At 74.3% G+C, this 22,197-nt stretch carries 19 protein-coding genes and 1 pseudogene; 14 read left to right on the top strand and 6 right to left on the bottom strand.

The genetic code is table 11. The annotated features are described in order from the left end of the window. Positions 1–6 precede the first annotated feature (6 nt). Positions 7–918, top strand: a complete 912-nt coding sequence (locus ACZ60J_RS04550) for an alpha/beta hydrolase fold domain-containing protein (protein ID WP_469678913.1) — start codon at positions 7–9, stop codon at positions 916–918. Between the two features lie 27 nt (positions 919–945). Here ACZ60J_RS04550 and ACZ60J_RS04555 read toward each other — a convergent pair whose 3' ends face one another. Then, on the bottom strand, positions 946–1,665 hold the full coding sequence (locus ACZ60J_RS04555) for a class I SAM-dependent methyltransferase (RefSeq protein WP_469678914.1): 720 nt from the start codon (positions 1,663–1,665) through the stop codon (positions 946–948). Between the two features lie 181 nt (positions 1,666–1,846). On the opposite strand from ACZ60J_RS04555, the gene ACZ60J_RS04560 reads away from it, so the two are divergent. Continuing rightward, positions 1,847–2,353 carry a hypothetical protein gene (locus ACZ60J_RS04560; protein ID WP_469678915.1) on the top strand — a complete coding sequence of 169 codons (507 nt, stop codon included), beginning with the start codon at positions 1,847–1,849 and terminating at the stop codon, positions 2,351–2,353. A 19-nt stretch (positions 2,354–2,372) separates the two neighbouring features. On the opposite strand, the gene ACZ60J_RS04565 is transcribed toward ACZ60J_RS04560, so the two are convergent. From ACZ60J_RS04565 to ACZ60J_RS04580, 4 genes are all read right to left on the bottom strand, one after another. Beyond that, positions 2,373–2,756, bottom strand: a complete 384-nt coding sequence (locus tag ACZ60J_RS04565) for a helix-turn-helix domain-containing protein (protein ID WP_469678916.1) — start codon at positions 2,754–2,756, stop codon at positions 2,373–2,375. Continuing rightward, positions 2,753–4,921 (bottom strand): ferrous iron transport protein B, encoded by a 2,169-nt coding sequence (feoB, locus tag ACZ60J_RS04570; protein ID WP_469678917.1) that lies wholly within the window; start codon positions 4,919–4,921, stop codon positions 2,753–2,755. Before feoB ends, ACZ60J_RS04565 begins: the two co-directional genes overlap by 4 nt. Further along, positions 4,918–5,145 carry a FeoA family protein gene (locus tag ACZ60J_RS04575; protein WP_469678918.1) on the bottom strand — a complete coding sequence of 76 codons (228 nt, stop codon included), beginning with the start codon at positions 5,143–5,145 and terminating at the stop codon, positions 4,918–4,920. Before ACZ60J_RS04575 ends, feoB begins: the two co-directional genes overlap by 4 nt. 89 nt (positions 5,146–5,234) lie before the next feature. Further along, on the bottom strand, positions 5,235–6,191 hold the full coding sequence (locus ACZ60J_RS04580; protein ID WP_469678919.1) for a LysR family transcriptional regulator: 957 nt from the start codon (positions 6,189–6,191) through the stop codon (positions 5,235–5,237). 92 nt (positions 6,192–6,283) lie between these two features. On the opposite strand from ACZ60J_RS04580, the gene ACZ60J_RS04585 reads away from it, so the two are divergent. Both ACZ60J_RS04585 and ACZ60J_RS04590 read left to right on the top strand, forming a co-directional pair. Further along, entirely contained in the window at positions 6,284–7,732 is a 1,449-nt protein-coding gene (locus ACZ60J_RS04585; RefSeq protein WP_469678920.1) for an MFS transporter, read from the top strand. Between the two features lie 155 nt (positions 7,733–7,887). Then, complete coding sequence (locus ACZ60J_RS04590; protein ID WP_469678921.1) at positions 7,888–10,221, top strand: PP2C family protein-serine/threonine phosphatase; 2,334 nt, start codon at positions 7,888–7,890, stop codon at positions 10,219–10,221. Positions 10,222–10,267: 46 nt separating this feature from the next. Here ACZ60J_RS04590 and ACZ60J_RS04595 read toward each other — a convergent pair whose 3' ends face one another. Then, entirely contained in the window at positions 10,268–11,380 is a 1,113-nt protein-coding gene (locus ACZ60J_RS04595) for a glycerol dehydrogenase (protein WP_469678922.1), read from the bottom strand. 301 nt (positions 11,381–11,681) lie between these two features. Between ACZ60J_RS04595 and dhaK the strand changes: the two genes are divergently transcribed. The 10 genes and pseudogenes from dhaK (at position 11,682) to ACZ60J_RS04645 (ending at position 22,082) form a co-directional block, all read left to right on the top strand. Continuing rightward, positions 11,682–12,689 carry a dihydroxyacetone kinase subunit DhaK gene (gene dhaK / locus ACZ60J_RS04600; protein WP_469678923.1) on the top strand — a complete coding sequence of 336 codons (1,008 nt, stop codon included), beginning with the start codon at positions 11,682–11,684 and terminating at the stop codon, positions 12,687–12,689. A gap of 271 nt (positions 12,690–12,960) precedes the next feature. Then, positions 12,961–13,596, top strand: a pseudogene (gene dhaL, locus ACZ60J_RS04605) (dihydroxyacetone kinase subunit DhaL); the annotation flags it as partial. 93 nt (positions 13,597–13,689) lie between these two features. Continuing rightward, positions 13,690–14,076 (top strand): PTS-dependent dihydroxyacetone kinase phosphotransferase subunit DhaM, encoded by a 387-nt coding sequence (locus ACZ60J_RS04610; protein WP_469679110.1) that lies wholly within the window; start codon positions 13,690–13,692, stop codon positions 14,074–14,076. Positions 14,077–14,238: 162 nt separating this feature from the next. Next, on the top strand, positions 14,239–15,189 hold the full coding sequence (locus ACZ60J_RS04615) for an STM4015 family protein (RefSeq protein WP_469678924.1): 951 nt from the start codon (positions 14,239–14,241) through the stop codon (positions 15,187–15,189). After that, on the top strand, positions 15,186–16,346 hold the full coding sequence (locus ACZ60J_RS04620) for an STM4014 family protein (protein WP_469678925.1): 1,161 nt from the start codon (positions 15,186–15,188) through the stop codon (positions 16,344–16,346). Before ACZ60J_RS04615 ends, ACZ60J_RS04620 begins: the two co-directional genes overlap by 4 nt. 1 nt (position 16,347) lies before the next feature. After that, a complete protein-coding gene (locus ACZ60J_RS04625; RefSeq protein ID WP_469678926.1) occupies positions 16,348–17,166 on the top strand; it encodes an STM4013/SEN3800 family hydrolase in 819 nt (272 codons plus the stop codon). Further along, positions 17,163–18,512 carry an STM4012 family radical SAM protein gene (locus ACZ60J_RS04630; RefSeq protein ID WP_469678927.1) on the top strand — a complete coding sequence of 450 codons (1,350 nt, stop codon included), beginning with the start codon at positions 17,163–17,165 and terminating at the stop codon, positions 18,510–18,512. Before ACZ60J_RS04625 ends, ACZ60J_RS04630 begins: the two co-directional genes overlap by 4 nt. Before the next feature lie 76 nt (positions 18,513–18,588). Next, positions 18,589–19,434 (top strand): STM4011 family radical SAM protein, encoded by an 846-nt coding sequence (locus tag ACZ60J_RS04635; protein ID WP_469679111.1) that lies wholly within the window; start codon positions 18,589–18,591, stop codon positions 19,432–19,434. A gap of 285 nt (positions 19,435–19,719) precedes the next feature. Continuing rightward, positions 19,720–21,138 carry an APC family permease gene (locus ACZ60J_RS04640; protein WP_469678928.1) on the top strand — a complete coding sequence of 473 codons (1,419 nt, stop codon included), beginning with the start codon at positions 19,720–19,722 and terminating at the stop codon, positions 21,136–21,138. A gap of 407 nt (positions 21,139–21,545) precedes the next feature. Beyond that, positions 21,546–22,082 carry a rhodanese-like domain-containing protein gene (locus tag ACZ60J_RS04645; protein ID WP_469678929.1) on the top strand — a complete coding sequence of 179 codons (537 nt, stop codon included), beginning with the start codon at positions 21,546–21,548 and terminating at the stop codon, positions 22,080–22,082. Positions 22,083–22,197 lie beyond the last annotated feature (115 nt).

The raw sequence follows: 22,197 nt of genomic DNA on the forward strand, positions 1-22,197 counted from the left end.
AGGGGCGTGCCGAGTCTGCGCAGCAGGGCGCTTTCGGTCGCGCTGATCGCGGCGGGGCGGCGAAGACGGTTCGGGAGCGCCGAGGCGGTTCGTACCCGGGTGGCGGAATCGATGCGGCGCCCGGCGTCGCACCTGCCGCCGCGATCGCTGGGCCGGGTGGCGGAGGTCTCGCGGACCTTCGTCGGGGCCTGGCCGGTGTACGAGGTCTCGCCGCTCGGCGTGGAACCGGCCGCCCGGGTGCTGTACGTGCACGGCGGCGGGTACATCAACGAACTGGTCCGGGCGCACTGGTCGCTGATCCGGACCCTGGTCACGCAGGCGCAGGCGCGGGTCGTCGTACCGGCGTACATACTGGCCCCGCGCGGAACCGCCGACCGGACCGTCCCGGTCGCCGCCGACCTGCTCAGCGGCCTGATAGCGAGCGGGGGCGCCGGTGGCACCGTGCTCGTCGGGGATTCGGCGGGCGCCGGGCTGGCGCTGGCCGCGGCCCAGCGGCTGCGCGACCGCAACGGGGCGCAGCCTTCGAGGATCGTGCTGATCTCGCCCTGGCTGGACGTGTCCATGAGCCACCCCGACCAGGCGGCCATCGAGGCGGCCGACCCGATGCTGGCCCGCCCGGGCCTGCGGGAGGCCGGGCGGCTGTACGCCGGCAACCTGGCGGCCGACGATCCCCGGGTCAGCCCGCTGCACGGATCGTTCGCGGGGCTGGCCCCGCTGACGGTGTTCACGGGCACCCGGGACGTCCTGACGACCGACAGCCGCGGACTGCTGGACCGGGCGCGGGCGGCCGGCGCCGAGGTGGAGTTCATCGAGGAGCCGGGGCTGCCGCACGACTACCCGCTGATGCCGGTCCCGGAGGGCAAGGCGGCCCGCGACCGGATCGTGGAGCTGGTCCGCGCGGCGGCGGCCGAGTCCTGAGGCGCCGTCACCGGTCGGTGCGGCCGCTCAGGCCACGCAGTTCATCAGGGAGCCGACGGGGGCCGTGCGGTAGCGGGCCCAGTAGGTCTCGTCGCGGGTCTCGCACGCGGGCGGGGTCCGGGTCGGCTGCCAGGTGACGGTGGCGAAGCCGGCGTCGGCGGCGGCCTCCGCGAAGTCGGCGTGGGCCCACTCACGGCATTCGAACGGCACCGGCGGGTCGGTCTCCAGCCGGGCCCTCAGCAGCGGGGCGTCCCCGCCGGGGGACCGCTCGACGACGCTGATCCCGTACGGGGCCCAGTCCGCGTAGGGGAACGCCCCGGGGTTCGGCACGATGGCGAGCAGCCGGCCGCCGGGGCGCAGGTTGGCGCGTACCGCACGGAACATGGCGTGCAGGGCCGTGCGGTCGTGGGCCTGGTTGAAGAGGTAGACGGCGGTCGCGAGGTCGAACGGCCCCAGGGCCGGCATGCCGGCGGCCGCGTCCGCGACGACGTACTCGACGGCGTGCGCGAGCTCCGCGCCGGTCTCCCGGGCCCGGCGGATGCGTTCGGGGCAGCTGTCGACGCCCACCGTCCTGCGGGCCCCGCCGCCCGCCAGCATCCGGGTGGTGCTGCCGTGCCCGCAGGCCATGTCGAGGGTGTCGAGGCCGCGGACTCCGCCGAGGGCGTCCAGGGCGGTGCGCAGGGTGAAGGCATCGGCGACCGAGAAGGCCGGCGGGGGCGTTGACGTGGTGTCGTACGGCTGTCGCATGTCCGCAAGCCTGCCCGCCCGAGGCCCCGTCCGAGGGCCCCCACCCCGGAGCTCCCCCGGACGGGGGAGGCGTTCGGATCAGTCCGTACGGCGTACGGGGCCGCCCCCTCGTCCGCGGGACGGACGGGGTCCGCCCGCGGGGACGACGCGCGGCCGCCCGGTCCGCGGCCAGCCTGTACGCATGACGACAGCGAGCAGCGCCCTCCCCTCCTCCGCACCCGCACCGGCACCCGCACCGGCCTGGGCCCGGTGGGCCGCCCACGCCATCGCGCTGTGCGCCGTCCCGTCCGGCCTGTGGCGCATCACCATGGCATCGGGTGTCTACGTGGGCTACGGAGACCGGGTGCTGCGCGAGGTCTACGGCATCCCGGGCTGGGGCATCGCCTACCTCGTCGGACTGTCCGTCCTCGCCGAACTGGCCGCCCTGTCACCGCTCCTGCTGGTCAGCGACCGGTGGCGGCCGCTGAGCCCCAAGGTCCTGGCCCCGCTGGCCTGGACGGCCTCGGGCCTCCTGGTCCTAGGGGCCCTGTGGCAGCTCGTGGTCCTCTTCACGGTCGAGAGCGACACGTACCTGGCGAGCGGTGCGCCACGGACCGTGTGGGCGTTCGCCTTCGCCCCGCTGCTGGCCGTGCCGGCCCTGATGACCGCGGTGACCTGGTCGTACGCGAGGCGGCACCGGGCCCGGTGAGGGGCGCGCGGCGGCATCGTCATCGCCCGCCGGCGGCGCCCTGGTGGTGCCGGCCGCCCGGCCGTGGGGGGCGTACGGGTGTCAGGGCGACCAGGGCCGGCCGCGGGGCGGCGGTGGAGCCGTCGGGGCAGGTCGTGCATCCCCGCGAGGCGAAGAAGCAGCCCGAGCAGTCCGGGGCGGCGATCTCCTCGCGGCGCAGCCGGCCCTTGCGGACCCAGTACGCGGCGAGGTCGGCCGCCTCGGCCCGGTCGATGCCCAGCCGGTCGGCGATCTGCGCGAGCCCCTCGCCGGGAGCCGCCTCCTCGAAGGCGCGCAGCAGGCGGCGCAGCATGCCGGGTCCGGGGGCAGGGGCCATGGCGGTGGCGCCCCCGTCGGTCTTCTGCGTCCCGTCGGTTCCGTTCACCACACCAGCCTCGCGATCTGGAAGACCCCGACGGCCAGCAGCCAGGCCGCCGTCAGCTGGATGCCGAAGCCGATGGCGGTCAGCCGGGTGCCGATCTCGGCCCGCTGCGCGGCCAGGGTGGCGAAGCAGGGGGTGTAGGCGAGGATGAAGACCAGGAAGGCCAGCGCGGCAGCCCGTTGGTGGCCGCCGGAGGATTCCTCGAAGGTGGCGTGCAGGCTCGCGGTGAGCTTGGGGTCGCCGTCCTCCTCGGCCGAGTAGGTCTGGGCGAGGGTGGAGATCACGCCCTCCTTGGCGATCAGGCCGGTGCCCAGCGCGGCCGTGGCGTGCCAGTCGCCGAAGCCGGCCGGGGCCACGAGGGGCGCCGTGGCACGGGTGACCGTACCGAACACGCTCTGTTCGACGTCGACCTTGCCGAAGCCTCCGTGGCCGGCCGCGGCGGGGATCGCCATGAGGAGCCAGACGGCGGCCGCGGTGGCGACGATGATGCCGCCCGCGGTGCGCAGGAACGCGGCGAGCTTCTGCCAGACCTGCGCGCCGGTGACCCGCAGGGTGGGCAGCCGGTACGGGGGCAGCTCCAGGACCAGCGGTTCGTCCTTCATGTCCCGGAACAGCAGGGGCCGCAGGATCAGGCCCATACCGACGACCAGCAGCACGGAGGCGACGTAGAGGAAGAAGACGACGGTGCCGGAGTTCGAGCCGAAGAAGACGCCCGCGATCATCACGTAGACGGCGAGCCGGGCGGTGCAGCTCATGTACGGGATGAGCAGGCCGACGAGCAGCCGGTGCGAGCGGCGGTTCAGGATCCGGGTGCCGGCGAGGGCGGGGACGTTGCAGCCGAAGCCGACGACCAGGGGGAGGAAGGCGCGGCCCGGCAGGCGCAGGGTGCGCATCAGGCGGTCGGCGACGAAGGCGGCGCGGGCGAAGTAGCCGGAGTCCTCCAGCAGGGCCAGCAGCAGGAACATGATGATCATCAGCGGGACGAAGGTGAGCAGTTGACCCACTCCGTTGATCAGGCCGTCGACCAGCAGTCCGGTCAGCCAGCCGGGCGCGTGGACGGCTTCCAGGAGCCGGTCGGCGCCGCCGCTGACGGGTCCGGAGACGAAGTCGCCGAGGCCGTCCTGGAGCGGTTTGGCCAGGGCGGTGGTGGCCTGGAAGACGCCCCACATGACGGCGAGGAAGAACGGGATGCCGAAGCCGCGGGACAGCAGCAGCCGGTCCACCCGGTCGGTGAGGGTGGGCCGGGCCCCCGCCGGGCGGGGCGCCGCGCGTTCGATGACGGCGTGCGCCCAGGCGTAGCGGGCCTCCGCGACGAGGAGTTCGGCATCGATGTCGCCGTCGGTGTCGGAGCCGGCACCGGCACCGGCACCGGCTGAACCCACCCCTGCGGCCGCTGCGAGCCGGTCCGCCGCCGCTTCTGCCCGCTCGGCCAGCGCCGCCGGGACCGCGGGCGGCTGCTCTCCGCAGAGCAGGCTCACTGCCAGCCACCGGGCGGGGTGCGGGGGCCGCCCGGAGGCCGCCGCGGCCAGCTCCGCCAGTTCGGCCTCCACCGGCGAGCCGGCTGCCCAGGCGGAGGTCCGCCCGGGGAACGGGGCCGCCGCGTCCAGGGCGTCGCGCACCGCGTCGGCGAGCTGGTCCAGCCCGGCCCCGGTGCGCCCCTCCACCCGTACGACGGGCAGCGCGAGCTCGCGGGCCAGCGCTTCCGGGGTGGGGGGCGTGCCGCGCCGGGCGGCGACGTCGGTCATGGTGAGCGCGACCACGACGGGGATGTCGGTGTCGAGGATCTGCGAGAGCAGGTACAGGTTGCGGGCCGGGTTGGCCGCGTCGAGCGCGAAGACCACCGCGTCGGGCCGCTCCCCCTCCGGTGCGGTCAGCACGTCGCGCACCAGCGCCTCGTCCGGGGAGTCGGGCAGCAGGCTGTACGAACCGGGCAGGTCGGCGATGCGCAGCGGGCGGCCGCCGCCGCCCGTGGTGCGCCAGTCGCCCTGGGCGACGGAGACGGTTTTGCCCGGCCAGTTGCCGACGCGCTGATGGGCGCCGGTGAGGGCGTTGAAGAGGGTCGACTTGCCGACGTTGGGGTTGCCGACGAGGGCGACGAACGGCGTGCCGGACCGCCGCTCCGCCGTGGCGGTCGCACCGGCCCCGGCGCCGGTGGCGTGACAGCTCATCCGGCGCACCTCAGCCGGCCGGCGGTACGGGTGTCCAGCGCGACCCGGGTGTCACCGAGCCCGACGAGCAGGCCTCCGGTCGCGCCCCGGGCGATCACGGTGACGTCCGCGCCCGGTACGAAGCCGAACTCCAGGAGCCGGCGCCGGCTCCCGCCGGCCTGACCGGGGTCGATCCCCGTGATGCGTACGGTCGTCCCTGGACGGCGGTCGTTGAGCGACGGCACCGGACCTCCTCGTTCGAATCCACTTAGGCAAACCTAAGCAGCCCGAGGTGCAACGGCAGCCGGTCGAAGTCCCTGAACGGCAGGGACTTTCAGCCCACCGGTCCCGGCCGGCCGATCGGCCGATCGGCTGATCGCAGCAGCGCGCGGGCGCAGTCGCGCAGCCAGGCGTGCGCGGGGTCCGCGTCGTGGCGCGGGTGCCAGGCCATGCCGAAGGGGAGCGTCGGCAGGGTGAGGGGGATCTCGAAGGGCTCCAGCCCCAACGCGATCGCGAGCGGCCCGGCCTGGCTGGTGATCAGGCCCACGAGGTCGCCCTCGCGCAGCACGAAGAGGGAGGCGGGGAAGGTGCCGACGCTGCCCACCACCTGCCGGGTGAGGCCCTGTTCGGCGAGGGCGGTGTCCACGGGGCCTTCCAGCCGTCCGCGCCGGGAGACGATCAGGTGCCGGGCGGCGGCGAAGTCGCGCGCGGTGACCGGACCGCGCAGCAGCGGGTGCCCGGTGCGGACGACGGCCAGCATCCGCTCGTCGGCGAGGTGCTCGACCCGGACCTCCGGGGAGCGGGTGTCGATCATGCCGAGTTCCAGGTCGGCGACGCCCTCGCGCAGCGCGGGCACGTCGATGTGGCTCTCCGCCAGGAAGCGCAGCCGCACCCCGGGCGCCTCGCGGGCGACCCGGTCGAGGAGTGCGGCGGCGTGGACGGCGGTGAAGGCCTCGTTGGCCAGCACGGTGAAGGTGCGGGTCAGTGTCGACAGCTCGACCCGGCCGCCGGCCAGGAACAGCGCGCGGGCCCGTTCCACGACGGCCCGGACCTCGCCCTGCACGGCGAGGGCGTGCGGGGTGGGAACCATGCCGCGGCCCGCGCGGACCAGGACGGGATCGCCGAGTGCCGCACGGATCCGGCCGAGGGTGCGGCTCATCGCCGGCTCGGACAGGTGGAGCCGGGCCGCGGCCCGGGACACGCTCGACTCCTCCAGGAGGACGTCCAGGGCGACGAGGAGGTTCAGGTCGAAGGCCGCGAGGGCGGGCCCACCGGATTGCGTCACGCGCATGGATCCCTTGCAGAACTTGCACTGGAAAGCAGGTCGCACCAACCCTACGGTGAGAGCACACCCCACCGCCCCACCGACTCCGAGGAGGAGCCGTGCTCCGCCATGCCTCCCTCACCACCACGACACCCCCCGCCCCCGCCCTGACCCGCACCGCCCTGCTCGTCCTGTGCGCCTGCGTCCTGGTGGCCCAGGGCATGGTCGCCGCCGTGAACCTGCTGATCCCCCAGCTCGCCGGATCCGCCCTGCACCCCACCTCCGGTCAACTGCTGTGGACGGTCGACGCCTACGTCATCGTCTTCGCGGCGCTGCTGATCCCGGCCGGCGCCCTCGGCGACCGGTACGGCCGCAAGGGGGCCCTGCTCGCCGGGCTCGGCCTGTTCGCGGCCGGCGCGGCGGTCAGCGCGGCCGCCGCCGGGCCGGCCGTGCTGATCGCCGGGCGCGGGCTGTGCGGGGCGGGAGCGGCCCTGATCATGCCCGCCACGATGTCGGTCCTGGTCCACCTGTCGCCGCCCGAGTTGCGCGGCCGGGCCCTGGCCACCTGGACGCTGTCCGCCGGCCTCGGGGGCCTGGCGGGCAACGTCGGCGGCGGGCTCGCCGGGCAGTACCTGACCTGGCGGGCCCTTTTCTGGGCCGTCGTCCCGCTCGGCGCACTGCTCGCGCTGGCAGTCGCCCGCACGGTGCCCCGTACGCCCTCGCGCCCCGACGCCGCCGTCGATCCGGCGGGGGCGGCCCTGCTCGCGGGGGCGCTCTTCGCCGTGGTCTACGCGATCATCGAGGGGCCCTCGTACGGCTGGGGCTCGGTGCGCGTCCTGGGCGCCTTCGGCGCGGGCGCGGTACTGCTCGCCGTCTTCACGGGCCACGCGCTGCGCGCCGCCCGTCCGCTGCTGGACCCGCGGATCTTCGCCTCGCGCAGGCTGCGGGCCGGGACGCTCGGCATCGGAGCCGGCTTCTTCGGGCTGTTCGCCCTCTTCTTCGTCAACGCCCAGTACCTCCAGTACGCCAAGGGCTTCTCCCCGGCCCTGGCGGGCCTCGCCATCGTGCCCCTGACCCTCGGCATGGCCCTGGTGCCCAGGCTGGGCGCCCGGCTCCAGGAGCGCACCGGGCCCCGGCTCCCCGTCGGCGCGGGGCTCGGCCTGATCGGCGGCGGCCTGCTGCTGGTCTCCACCGCCGACGCGGGCACCCCGTACGCCCTCTACGCGCTCTACCTGCTGGTGCTGTCGGCGGGCACCGGGCTGTGCGCACCCGCGCTGACCCTCACCGTGGTCTCCGAGCTGCCCGCGCACCAGGCGGGGATGGGTTCCGGCCTGAACACCGCCGCCCGGGAGCTCGGCGCGGCGCTCGGGGTGGCGGTGGTCGGCACGGTGCTGGCCTCCCGGTTCCAGGGGGTGCCGCGGGACGCCGCGCAGGTCGCGGTCTTCACGGACGCCATGGGGTCCGCGCTGCGCACGGCTGCCGGGGTGCTGCTGCTGGCGGCGGTCGCCGTGGTCGCGGGCTACCGGGGGCGGACGCCGACGGCGAGCGGCGGGCCCGCGGCGGACTGACCCAACCGACCTGATCTGCACGCCTGGTGCGGATCCGATCAGTCGTGCGGTGGAGGTGGTGCCGGAGGCGGCGTCGCAGGTGGCGTCGGCGGCACTGCCGGAAAGGAGCGTCCACGGGGTGTGCGGAAGCACCGGCCCGAGGGCATTCTGGATAGGTGACGGCGAGACCGGAAACCGGCGGCCCCGTCACCGACGCAACGGCCCGGACCCTCGCGCGGGCCGCTCGCGATGCCGTGGGGGCCGCCGGCGGGTACGCGGGCGGGGTCTACCTGCGCTCCGGCACCGAAGGGCTGCTGCTGATGGCGGCCGTGACCGGGATCCCGGGGCCGCTGTTCCGCCCGTGGTGGCGGATGCACATGAACCGCCCGTACCCCGTCGCCGAGGCCTACCGGTCCGGCCAGTCCGTGCACCTGCCCGACGCGGAATCGGCGATGCGGCGCTTCCCCCAGCTGATGGCGGGGCTCCCCTTCCCCTTCGGCTCGCTCTACGAGCCCGTGACCCGCGGCCGCGAGCACTACGGCGTCCTCGTGGTGCTGCGCCCCGCGACCCCCGGGGTCCCGGTCGGGCCCGGCGACCGCAAGCGGCTGCGCGCGGTGGCCACCCGGCTGGCCGGGGAACTGGCCGCACTCGCCGCGGGCGGGGCAACGGTGACGTGGGAGGGCGATCCTCTCTGCTTCCCCGGCCCGGGCCAGGCCGGCAGCTTGGCGGACGGCCAGGCGGGCAGCTTGGCGGACGGCCAGGCGGGCAGCCTGACGAACGGCCTGGCCGGCAGGCCGGCGGACGGCCCCGCCGGCGGCGCCCGCGCCGCCGTGGACCGGCTGGACCTGGCCGTCCTGTCCGTGGACCGCCAGGGCGTGATCGGCTTCGTCAACTCCCGCGCCCGCTCAGCCGCCACGACCCTGCTCGACTCCGACGGCGCGGAACTCTCCGGGCGGATGCTGTGGGAGGCACTGCCCTGGCTCGGACACCCCGCCTACGAGGACCACTTCCGGGCCGTGTTCCTCTCCCCCGCCCCCGTGCATTTCCAGGCAGCCCGGCGCGGCCCCGAACCCACCCCGAACTGGCTGTCGGTGGGACTGCATCCGGGGGTCGACGGGATCACCGTGACCATCGCCGAGTCCGAACCACCCACGTACGCCCCCGAGTCGCTGATGCGGCCCGGCGCGGGGTTCGCCTCGCCGGGCCTGGGATCGCCCGCAGACCGGGCTTCGGCCCTGTACCGGCCGGTGGCGCTGGCGATCGCGCTGACCGAGGCGGTGACGGCCCGCCAGGTGTCGATGGTGGTCACCGACGAACTGCTCCCGGCGTTCGGCGGACGGCAGTTGGCGATCTACCTGCTCGGCGAGGGCCATCTGCACCTGGCGTGGGAGACCGGCTTCCCCCAGGGCTTCCTCGACCGGTTCGACGGGGTCGCGCTGGACGTGCGGCTGCCCGGGGTGGAGACCCTCACCTCGGGCCGTCCGATGTTCTTCGAGTCGATGCAGCACCTGGCCGCCGCCTACCCCGGAATCGAGCTGGACGCCGATGTCGGCGCCCGGGCCTTCCTCCCTCTGATCGCCTCCGGCCGGCCCGTCGGCTCGTGCATCCTCGGCTTCGACGCCCCGCGCGGCTTCAGCCCGGAGGAGCGCACGGTGCTCACCGCGCTGGCCGGGCTGATCGCGCAGGCCCTGGAACGGGCCCGGCGCTACGACAGCGAATCGGCGCTGGCCCGCGGACTCCAGGCGGCCCTGCTCCCGCACCGGCTGCCGGTGCGGGAGAACGTGGTCACGGTGGGGCGGTACCTGCCCGGCACCGCCGGCATGGACGTCGGCGGCGACTGGTACGACGTCATCGACGCGGGCGGCGGGCGGCTCGCGCTGGTCATCGGCGACGTCCAGGGCCACGGGGTGGCGGCCGCGGCCACGATGGGCCAACTGCGCAGCGCGGTACGGGCCTTCGCGCTCAGCGGCAACGAGCCGGACCAGGTGATGCGCGGCACGAACGAGCTGCTCATCGACCTCGATCCGGGTCAGTTCGCCAGCTGCTGCTACATCGTGCTCGACCCGGCGTCCGGCCTCGCCCTCGCCGTCCGGGCCGGGCATCCCCAGCCGCTGCTGCGGCATCCGGGCGGCCGGACGGAGGTGCTGGACCTGCCGGGCGGGATGGTGCTCGGCGTCGACGCCGAAGCCACGTACCCGGTGACCCGGCTGCGGATCGAGCCGGGGGCGGTGCTCGCCCTGTACACGGACGGGATGGTGGAGAGCCCGGGCACGGACATCGACGTGGGAGTGGAGCGGCTGCGCGCCGCACTGGCCGCCGCCGGTCCCGCCCCGCTGACCGAGACCGCCGACCGGCTGGTCGCCGAGGCGGGTCACTCCACGGACCGGCCGGACGACATCGCCCTGCTGCTGGCCTCCCGCACGTCCGCCCCGGAGGCGGCCGCACCGGTCCGGGACGCACAGGTCCGGGACACCCCGGACCTGGCTGCCCCCGACCGGGCTGCCCCGTAGGGCGCGGGCCGCACGTGCGCCGCCCGCGCCCCGCCCTCCTGCGCCGCTACTTCTTGGCGTAAGCGCGGGCGTAGGAGTCGCCCGCGATCAGGGCGTCGGCGACCATCTCCGGTGTCACCGGGAACGGCATGTTGTGCGTGGTCTCGCCCTCCGCGGTGGCCGCGCGCCCGATGGCGAGGAGCTCCTCGCGGTCCGGGTCGCCGAGGCCGATCTCGGCGAGGGTGGTGGGCAGACCGACGGCGCGGCTGAAGCGCAGGTAGGTGTCCAGCTCGTCGGTCGGGGCGCCCTCCAGGACCAGCTGGGCGAGGGTGCCGATGTTGACCTTCTCGCCGTGCATCATGCCGTGCACCTTGTGCGAGACGGTCAGCCCGTTGTGGATGCCGTGCGCGGCGGCGAGGCCGCAGGACTCGAAACCGAGGCCGGAGAGGAGCGTGTTGGCCTCCGTGACCTTCTCCAGCGCCGGGGTCACCACGTGCGCCTCGGCGGCCAGCCGGGCCTGGGGGCCGTATTCCATCAGGGTCTCCCAGCACAGCCGGGCCAGCGCGAGGGAGGCCTCGGTGGCGAGACCGCCGGCCATGGCGACCCGGTTGGCGGCCACGCAGACCCGGGCCTCGTACCAGGTGGCGAGCGCGTCGCCCATGCCGGAGACGATGAAACGGCTCGGGGCGCCCGCGACGAGCGCGGTGTCGACGAGCACCAGGTTCGGGTTGCGCTGGAAGAAGGAGTAGCGCTCGAAGGCGCCCGACTCGGTGTAGATCACGGCGAGCGCGCTGGTCGGCGCGTCGGTGGAGGCCACCGTGGGTGCGGAGACGACGGCGATGTCGCCCAGCGCGTGCCCCACGGCCTTCGCGGTGTCGATGGCGGTGCCGCCGCCGATGCCGATGATGACGTCCGCCCCTGCGGCCTCGGCGGCCGCGGCGACCCGGTCGATCTCCTTCTGGGTGCAGAGCCCGCCGAAGACCTCCTTGGTCAGCTTGACCCCGGCCGCGGCGAGAGAAGCGGTGACGGCCGCGTCCACGAAGCCCCAGACGCCCTTGTCCGCGAGGACCACGGCGTTCGTCCCGAGGCGGGCCGTGTGCTCGCCCAGGTCGTTCATCGCCCCGGCGCCCTGCACGTACTTCGGCGGGCTGATCATCATGCGCGTACCGACGGTCTTCACGTGAATCCTCCTCATTGCGAATTCATTTCCGCTTGCTTATTCATCCCTATCACGGATTTCTGTGATCCCGGAGATATGCACGGTCCCCTTGCGGACGGGCCCTTCCGCGGCCGGATCCGGGACCAAGGACCCGGCCTGTTCCGCCGGTTCTCCGGAGTAAAGTTCCAGCCAAGTGCCCCGGAAGCGGTGGCGGATCGGCGACGGTGCCGAGTTAATACCGTCCCGCAATTCCAATTTCCGCCCCGGCCCGGCGTGACGAGTTCCCCGTTCCGCCTTCCCCTTTCAAGGTAAAGAGGCCCCCGTGAAGAAGCTCATCAATTCCCCCGAAAGTGTCGTCTCCGACGCACTGCGCGGAATGGCCGCCGCTCACCCGGCGCTCCGCGTCGAGGCGGAGAAGGGCATCGTCACGCGGGCCGCCGGAACGGCCGGGGACCCGGCCGGGAAGGTCGCGCTCCTGTCGGGCGGCGGCAGCGGGCACGAGCCGCTGCACGCCGGGTTCGTCGGGCGCGGCATGCTGGCGGCGGCCGTGGCCGGCCCGGTGTTCACCTCCCCGGTCCCGGACAACATCGCGGCCGCGACCTGCGCGGTCGACGCCGGTGCGGGCGTCCTGCACATCGTGAAGAACTACACGGGCGACATCCTCAACTTCACGATGGCGGCGGAGGACTGCGAGGACGAGGGCGTCAAGGTCGAACAGGTCGTCGTCGACGACGACGTGGCCGTCGCCCGGACCGGGCACGGGCCCGGCCGGCGCGGCACCGGCGCCACCCTGTTCGTGGAGAAGATCGCGGGAGCCCTCGCCGAAGAGGGTGCTCCGCTCACCGAGGTGGCCGCGGTCGCCCGCAAGGTCAACGCGAACGCGCGCAGCTACGGCGTCGCCCTGAGCTCCTGCACCACCCCCGCCAAGGGCAGCCCCAACTTCACGCTCGGCGAGGACGAGATCGAGCTGGGCATCGGCATCCACGGCGAGCCCGGCCGCGAACGCCGCACGCTCATGACGGCCGCCGAAACGGCGGAGGTGATGCTCGACGCCATCCTCGAAGACCTCCCGGAGGCGGCCGGCGCCCCCGTCATCCTCCTCGTCAACGGCCTGGGCGGTACCCCGCCCGTGGAGCTGTACATCATGCGCGCGGAGGTCGAGCGGGTCCTCGGCGAGCGCGGGATCACCGTGGCCCGGTCCCTGGTCGGCAACTACGTCACCAGCCTCGACATGGCCGGCTGCACCCTCACCCTGTGCCGCGCCGACGAGGAGCTGCTGCGCCTGTGGGACGCGCCGGTGGACACCCCGTCCCTGCGCTGGGGCTGCTGACCCCGCCAGGCCGTCTCTTTCGGATCTTGCCGGGCCCGCGGCGTCTGGTGCCGCGCCTGGCCGCACTGCCGGGGCGACCACGTACACCCAGTACGCGAACGCCCCGACAGCACGCCCAGGCACGGCACCAGACGCCGCGAGCTCGGCCGACAAGATCCGAAAGAGACGGCCTGCCCCCACCCGACCGAACACCTTCCAGGAGCCCTTCCCCATGACCGCCACGCCCGCCGCCGCCCCGACCACCTCCACGCACCCGACCGCAGGGGCCGCCGTGCTGGACACCGCCTACTTCCGCCGCTGGATCGCCGAGACCAACCGGCTCGTACGGCGGGACAGCGCGCGCCTCACCGAGCTGGACGCGGTCATCGGTGACGGGGACCACGGGGCCAATCTCGTACGGGGCTTCGGCGCCGTCGGCACCGCCGTGGCCGAGCAGCGGCCCACCACTCCGGGGGCGCTGCTGGCGCTGGCCGGCACCACCCTGACGAACACCGTCGGCGGCGCCTCCGGCCCGCTGTTCGGCACCGCGCTGCGCCGCACGGGCAAGGTGCTCGGCGACACCGGGGCGCCCACCGTGGCGGAGCTGGGCGCCGCGCTCGGCGCCGGGCTGAAGTCGGTGCAGAAGCTGGGCGGCGCGGAGATCGGCGACGCCACCCTGGTGGACGCCCTGGCTCCCGCGGTGACGGCGCTGGCCGAAGCCGCCGAGGCGGACCTGCCGCTGCGCGAGGCCCTGGACGAGGCCGTACGGGCCGCCCGCGCGGGCGCCGACGCCACCGAGCCGCTCGAAGCCCGCAAGGGCCGGGCCAGTTACCTCGGCGAGCGCAGCATCGGCCACCAGGATGCCGGAGCCAACTCCGTGGCCCTGCTCATGGAGGCGCTGCGGGCCGCGGTCGACGCACCCGAGGCCGAGCTCGCCGGCGAGGAGCCGGCCGGCGCCGCCGAGGCCCCCGCGCAGGAGCAGGCGCAGGCGCCGAAGTCCCGTACCGGCCGGGTCGGCATCGTGCTCGTCTCGCACAGCAAGGCGGTCGCGGAGTCCGTGGCCGCACTGGCCGGCGCGCTGATCGGCTCGGTCGAGCAGCCGCCGCTGGCGGTCGCGGGCGGCACCCCCGACGGCGGGATCGGCACCAGCGCGGAGCTGATCTCGGCCGCCGCCCGTTCGGTGGACGAGGGCTGCGGCGTGGCGGTGCTGTGCGACATGGGCAGCGCGGTGCTGACCGTGAACGCCCTGCTGGGCGAGGAGCCCTCGGGGCTGCCCGAAGGCGCCCGGATCGTGGACGCGCCGTTCCTGGAGGGCGCCGTGGCCATCACGCTGACCTCGGCGATCGGCGGCGACATCGACGCCGTTCTGGCCGCCGCCGAGGACGCGCGCGGCTACCGCAAGCGCTGACCGCACACACTGCGGGGCCGAGGGCGCCGTTCAGGGGAGGGCCCGCCGTGACGGGCGCACCGCCCCCGGACGGCGCCCTCGGTCGGTGGGTGTTGGTAGAACTGTTGTCGGACGACCCGCGGGGCCGGGTCTCCGCCCACCACACCGTCAGGAGCAGCGCACATGACCATCGGGGTTCACCTGAGCGAGCTGGGCGGCCTGCCGGCCTTCGACTTCCCGGGGCCGAAGGAGACCCGCGAGCTGCCGGAGGCCGGGTCCGTGGCCTGGCGGATCTCGGTGGACCCCTATGACGCCGAGGAGGAATGGCCGCAGGCCTTCGCCCGGTTCACCGAAGCCGTGGACACCCGGCGGGTCCGGTCCCTGATCGTGGGCGGCTGGGCCGATGCGTACGAGTCCTCCAGCGCGGAGATCGTCGAGGTACTGGTCGCGGCGGCCCCGGACTTCCCCGCGCTGCGGGCACTGTTCGTCGGCGACATCACGGGTGAGGAGTGCGAGATCTCCTGGATCCAGCAGTCGGACGTCGGCCCGCTGCTGCCGGCGTATCCCTCCCTGGAGGAGTTCGCGGTGCGCGGCGGCGAGGGGCTGCTCTTCCCGCCCGTGGAGCACGCGGCACTGCGCGTGCTGCGCGTGGAGGCCGGCGGGCTCCCGCGGGAGGTGGTGGCCGGGGTCGCGGGGAGCACGTTCCCCGCCCTCACCGACCTCGACCTGTGGCTGGGCACCTCCACCTACGGCGGGAACACGGAGGCCGGCGATCTGGAGCCGTTCCTGGGCGGCGAACGGCTGCCCGCCCTGCGCCGGCTCGCGCTGCGCAACAGCGAGATCCAGGACGCCGTCGCGGCGGCGCTCGCCACCGCACCGGTCGTGGACCGGCTGGAGGTGCTCGACCTCTCCATGGGCGTCCTGACCGACGAAGGCGCGGAGGCCCTGCTGGCGGGGCGCCCCCTCACCCATCTCACCAAGCTCGACCTGCACCACCACTACGTCGGCGAACCGCTGCGGGAGCGGCTGAGCGCGGCGCTCGTCCCCCACGGCGTGGAGGTCGACCTGGGCGACCCGCAGACCGTGGACGTCTATGACGAGTCCGAGTACCGCTACGTCGCGGTCGCGGAGTGACGCGTACGGATTCCACCGGGGTCCCGGGCTTCGCCGCCTTCGCCGTCGTCGGCAATCCGGGCAACCGCCGGGTCGCCCTCTTCCAGGACGCCGTGCGCGCCGCCGGGCTGCCGGCGGCGCGGGTGGTTCCGTGGCGGGAGGTGCTGACCGGGCGGGCCGTCTTCCGGGCGGGCGAATGCGTACGGATCGACTCTCCCGGCGAGGACCCGGAGGTGGAGCTGCTGCTGCGCGGGGCCGCCGACGCCTCCCGCGTCGAGGGCACGGGACGCTGGTACCGCCGGTTCACCGAGGCGGTGCACCGGGTGGCGCAGGAGGTGCGGTCGGCCGGCGGCACGCTGACCTGTGATCCGGACGAGCTCGCGGTGCTGTTCGACAAGCGGCTCTGCCACGGGGTGCTGGCGGCTGCCGGGACGCCCGTCCCGGCCTCCCCGACCTCGGGCCCGGACGCCGTCCGCGCACCGGTGCGCGGCTGGGAGGAGGTCCGGGCGGTCCTCGCCCTCCCCGGTTACCGCCGGGCGTTCGTGAAGCTCGCGCACGGTTCCTCGGCCTCCGGGGTGCTCGCGGTGGAGACGGGCTCGGGCGGCAGGATCCGCGCCACCACCTCCGTGGAGCGGGCCCCTTCGGGGGCGCTGCACAACTCGCTGCGCCTGCGGCGGTACGAGGACGAGCGGGTGATCGGCGCCATCGTCGACGCCCTGGCCCCCGACGGCCTGCACATCGAGCGGTGGCTGCCGAAGGCCTCCCAGCAGGGGCGCTCCGCCGATCTGCGGGTGGTCGTCACCGGAGGCCGGGCCACGCACGCCGTGGTCCGCACCGCGGCCGGTCCGCTCACGAACCTGCACCTCGGCGGTGCCCGCGGCGATCTCGACGCGGCCGTCGCCGCGGTGACGGCCGCGGGCGGCAGCTGGGAGGCGGACGCCCTCGCCGTCTGCGAGCGGGCCGCGGCGGCCTTCCCGCGCATGCTCTGCGTGGGGGTGGACCTGCTGCCCGCCCTCGGCTGGCGGAGCTTCGCCGTGGGAGAGGTCAACGCCTTCGGGGACCTGCTGCCCGGGCTGACGGGCCTGCCCGGCTCGCCCGCCGAGGGCCGGGACACCTATGCGGCCCAAGTGGCCGCCGTACGACGGGAACAGCATGCACACGCCTGCGTCCGGCCCTGACATGAACGAGGTCGTCGGCCGCGACGACCTGCTGCTCGTCACCCTCGACACGTTGCGCCACGACGTGGCCGCGCGGCTGGCCGCCGAGGGGCGGATCCCGAACCTGGCGGCGCGGCTGCCCGGCGGGGTGTGGGAGCGCCGGCACGCGCCGGGGAGCTTCACCTACGCCTCCCACCAGGCCATGTTCGCCGGGTTCCTGCCCACCCCCGACGGGCCGGGCCCGCATCCGCGGCTGTTCGCCGCCCGGTTCCCGGGCAGTGAGACCACCGCCGGGCGCACCTGGGTGTTCGACACCCCGGACCTGGTGTCCGGGCTGGCCGGGGCGGGTTACCGGACCGTGTGCGTGGGGGGCGTCGGCTTCTTCAACAAGGCGGCCGCGCTGGGCTCCGTACTCCCCGGGATGTTCCAGGAGTCGCACTGGGAACCGGAGTTCGGGGTGGCGTCGCCGACCTCCTTCGAGGCCCAGGTGGACCGTGCCGAGCGGGTCGTCGCCGAACTGCCGCACGACCGGCGGCTGTTCCTCTTCCTGAACGTGTCGGCGATGCACCAGCCCAACTGGTTCCACTCCCCCGGGGCGACCGCGGCGGACGGCGACTCGTGGGAGACGCACGCGGCCGCGCTGGAGTACGTCGACCGGCACATCGGGCGGCTCTTCGACGCGATGCGGTCGCGGCGCCGCTGCTTCGCGATCGTCTGCTCCGACCACGGGACCACGTACGGGGACGACGGGTACACGGGGCACCGGCTCGCCCACGAGGCGGTCTGGACGGTCCCGTACGCACAGTTCCACCTGAACCACGAGGAGTCCGGCCCCCGATGACCGCCCTGACCACACCGACGACCGGCGCCACCCCGTACGAGAGTTACGTGTACGCCTACCCGCACAAGACGGCGTACCGGCCGCTCACCGACCGGCCGGACCTGCGCGGGCTGTGGGCGGAGCAGCCCAAGAACGCCCTCTCGCTCTACCTCCACGTCCCCTTCTGCGAGGTGCGCTGCGGATTCTGCAACCTCTTCACCCGGATCGGCGCCCCGGAGGGACTGACCACGGCCTATCTCGACGCGTTGGAGCGCCAGGCGTCGGCGGTCCGCGGCGCGCTGGGCGACGAGGAGCCCGTACGGTTCGCGGCGGCCGCCTTCGGCGGCGGGACGCCGACCTTCCTGACGGCGTCCGAGCTGGAGCGGCTCTGCGACATCGCGGAGAAGGCCGCGGGCGCCGATCTGCGGGCGGTCCCGCTGTCGGTGGAGGCCTCGCCGGCCACGGCCACCGCGGACCGGCTCGCCGTCCTGGCCGACCGGGGGACGACCCGGCTCAGCCTCGGGGTGCAGAGCTTCGTGCCCGACGAGGCGCGTTCCGCCGTGCGTCCGCAGAAGCGGGCGGAGGTGGAGGCGGCCCTGTCGAGGATCCGGGACGCCGCACTGCCGGTGCTCAACATCGACCTGATCTACGGCATAGACGGGCAGACGGAGGAGAGCTGGCGGTACTCCCTGGACGCCGCGCTCGCCTGGCGTCCGGAGGAGCTGTACCTGTACCCGCTGTACGTACGCCCCCTGACGGGCCTGGGGCGCAGGCCTGCCGACGCCTCGCCCGCCGGGTGGGACGAGCAGCGGCTGCGGCTGTACCGGACCGGACGGGACCACCTGCTGGCCGCCGGGTACGAGCAGGTGTCGATGCGGATGTTCCGCCGGACCGGGGCCCCACAGGAGGCCGCCGACGACTACGCCTGCCAGACCGACGGCATGATCGGCCTCGGCTGCGGGGCCCGTTCCTACACGGCCGAACTGCACTACTCCTTCGACTACGCGGTCGACATGCGGGAGATCCGCACGATCGTCGACGACTACGTGAGCCGCCCGGAGTCGGACTTCGCGCGGGCGGAGCACGGCCGCTGGATCGACGCGGAGGAGGCCCGGCGCCGACATCTGCTGCAGTCCCTGCTCCAGGCGCGCGGGATGCCGGTGGGCGAGTACCGGGAGCGGTTCGGGAGCGGTCCGCGGGAGGACTTCCCGGCGGAGCTGGCGGCCTTCGCGGAGCGCGGCTGGCTCGTGGACGACGCGGAGCTGCTGCGGCTGACCCCGGAGGGGCTGGCGCATTCGGACGCGGTGGGCCCGGCGCTGTTCTCGGCGGACGTACGGGCCGCGATGGCCGCGTACGAGCGCAAGTGACGGGCGCGGGGCGGGAGACGGCGGCGCCTCGGTGGAGGGGCTCGCCGTGGAGGGGCTCGCGGTGGAGGGGCCGTCGATGGACCTGACCGTCCTCTACCGGGGGCCGCTGTCCTCCTGCGACTACGACTGTCCCTACTGCCCCTTCGCCAAACGGCGCGACAGCCGGGAGCTGCTGGCGGCCGACCGGGCCGCCCTGGAACGGTTCACCGGCTGGGCGGCCGGCAACACCGGCGACCGGCTGTCCGTCCTGTTCACCCCGTGGGGCGAGGGCCTGGTCCGCTCCTGGTACCGGCGCGCCCTGGTCGAGCTGTCGCACCTGCCGCACGTGCGCCGCGTCGCGATCCAGACCAACCTGAGCGGCCGCACCGGCTGGACCGCCGACGCCGACCTGGACACGCTCGCGCTGTGGTGCACGTACCACCCGGGGCAGACCCCGTACGACCGCTTCCTCGGCAAGTGCCGGGAGTTGGCGGCCTCCGGGGTGCGGTTCAGCGTGGGCGTCGTCGGCCTGCCCGAACACCTGGCGGAGGCCCGCCGGCTGCGCGCCGCGCTGCCGCCCGAGGTGTACCTGTGGGTCAACGCGGCGGAGGGGCACGCGTACACCGATCCGGAGGCGGCCGACTGGACCGGCCTGGACCCGCTCTTCCCGTTCAGCCGCCACCCGCACCGCTCGGCGGGCCTGCCGTGCCGCACGGGCGCCTCGGTGATCTCGGTGGACGGCGCCGGCACGGTCCGGCGCTGCCACTTCGTCAAGGCGGAGCTGGGCAACCTCTACGACGGCTCGTACCGGGCAGCCCTGCGCCCGCGCGCCTGCCCCCTGGCGGTCTGCGACTGCCACATCGGCTACGTCCACCTGGAGACGCTCCCGCTCTACGACGTCTTCGCGGGCGGCGTCCTGGAGCGGATCCCCGCCCTCCCGTGACACGGGAGGGCGGCGGGTGGGCAAAGCGGAGGGAAATTTACCCGCGGTCACATGCGGTTATCGCACACGGTGATCGTGCAGCGTTTACACGGCGTTCACGACTCGCGCGGCGGACACCCCGTCACCCGACGACGAAATCCGCAGGTGAACAGCTCTTGACCTGCGGATCTCGCGGAGATTCCATTCGGCCCGGGAGCCACCGAACCAGCCGTGCCCACCACCGCCCCGGAGGCGATACCGCTCCCGCGCTCACTCACCGCATCTGCCGATCGGAACACCGCACCGATGACTGACACGATCAGCGCTCCCCAGGCCCTCTCCCCCGCCACCGGTCCCGTGCCCCAGAAGCTCAAGCGTTCCATCGGCGTCGTCGGCGGAACCCTGCTCACCCTCTCGTGCGTGACGCCCGCCTCGACCCTCTTCGTCGTGGTCCCGGACCTCTTCTCCACCCTCGGCACCTGGACCGCGCTCACCATCGCGATCGGCTCCCTGCTCTGCATCGGGGTCGCCTTCTGCTATTCGGAGCTGGGCACCCTCATCCCCAGCGCCGGCGGCGAGTACGCCATGGTGTCCACCCTGTCCGGCCGGCTGGCCGGCTGGCTGGTCTTCGTCCTGTCCCTGCTGGTCGTGATGATCGTGCCGCCCGTGATCGCCATGGGCACCGCCGACTACCTCGCCCCCGTCGTCGACATACCGGCCCCGGCCGCCGGCGCCGGCGTGATGCTGCTCGCCACCCTCGCCGGTCTCCTCGACCTCCGGGCCAACGCCTGGATCACCGGCATCTTCCTCGTCCTGGAGGTCGTGGCGGCCGCCCTCGTCGCCGTGCTCGGCTTCGCCCACAGCGAGCGGGGCGCCGGCGCCCTCGTGCACGGCACCGTGGCGGCGGAGGGCGGCGGCACGTCCACCGTCACCGCGATGATGGTCGTCTCCGGGCTCGCCATCGCGCTCTTCGTCACCCAGGGGTTCTCGACCGCCGTCTACCTCTCCGAGGAGCTGGAGAACCCGCGCCGCAACGTCCCGCGGACCGTGCTGGCCACCCTCGCCATCTCCGCCGCCGTCATCCTGGTGCCGGTCATCGCCATCACCCTGGGCGCCCCCGACCTGGAGGCCCTGACCTCCGGCGACCTCGGCACCATGGTGACCGCCTGGTCCAACTCGGCCGTCGGCACCTTCGTCAGCCTCTGCGTGGCCCTCGCCATCGTCAACGCGGGCATCGTCATGGTCATCCAGAACTCCCGGGTGCTGTTCGCCTCCGCCCGCGACAAGGCCTGGCCCGCGCCCGTCAACTCCGCGCTCTCGCGGCTCGGCCGGTTCGGCTCCCCGTGGGTGGCCACCCTGCTCGTCGGCATCCCCGGCGCGGCGATGTGCTTCGTCAACCTGGACACGCTCTACGGGGTCACCGGCGTCTCGGTCACCGGCATGTACCTGCTGGTCGCCGTGGCCGCGCTGGCCGCCCGCCGCGGGGCGCACCGCGAGACGGCCGCCTGGCGGATGCCGCTGTGGCCCGCCGTCCCGGTCGTGCTGATCGTGGTGTTCGCGTACATCCTCACCCAGCAGGAGACCCAGTACCTGCTGTGGACCGGCGGCATCACCGCCGTGGCCACCCTGTACTGGGCGCTGTACCTGCGCCCCCGCAAGGACACCCGCTGGCTGGTCAGCATCCCGGTGGACGAGGACGACCCGGCTCCGGCCGAAGTGCACTGAGGTGCACTGAGATGAACTGAGGTGAGGTGCGGGGCCACGGGATCACATCCCGTGGCCCCGCACCTCTTTGCGTACGGGCCCCCGTGCGGGCGGCCGGTCCCGGGCGCAGCCCGTGCGCCGCGACCGCCGGGTCCATGGGCTATGCTCCGCGCCATGGCCGTCACCCAGCGCCTCCTGTCGCGCTCCTGTTGTCCCCGCTGACGCCTGCCTGCTCCGACACGCCCGCCCCGCGGCCGATGCCCCGGCGCCAGGTCATCCCGGTCCTGGAACACCCCTGAAGTCCTGCGGTCCCGCCGCATCCCCGCGCCTTCGCGCACCCCGTCGCGCATCCCCCGCGCCGTCGTGCATCCGGTTCCGTTTCCCCCTCCGACCCGGCGATCCCCGCCTCCCGAAGGAGCCCGTTCACCATGAGCATCAGCCCCGCCCTCCTCGACGTCGACCAGGCCCACGCCCGGCACGCCGAATTCCGGATCGTCGACGTCCGGACCCCCGGCGAGTACGCCTCCGGCCACCTCCCCGGCGCGGTGAACATCCCGCTCGACCGGATCGACCGCTTCCTGCCCGAGCTGCGCGAGGCCGCCGAAGCCCAGGAGCTGCTGCTGGTGTGCGCCTCGGGACCCCGGTCGCAGAACGCGGCCCGGACCCTTGCCGGGCACGGCATCACGGCCACCAGCCTGACCGGCGGCACCGCCTCCTGGTCGGCCCAGGGGCATCCCCTCGACCACCCCGCTGGTGGGCCCCGCCGGCTCTGGGCCATGGAGCGTCAGGTCCGGCTGACCGCGGGCGCCCTCGTCCTCCTCGGTCTGCTCCTCGGCCTGCTCGTGCACCCGGCCTTCGAACTGCTCAGCGCCGGGATCGCGGCCGGGCTCGTCTTCTCCGCCCTCACGGACACGTGCGGCATGGCCGTGGTCCTGGGCCTGCTGCCCTTCAACCGCCGCCGCTAGACCCGCCGGTTCCGTCTTCGCCCGGCATCTGGACGATTCCGTCCATCATCCGGACTCCGCTTGTCGATACCGCCCGGACACCGACAGGATGCACCCCATGGCCCCCGTACTCGTA

Source organism: Streptomyces sp. NPDC104226, assembly GCF_055584085.1.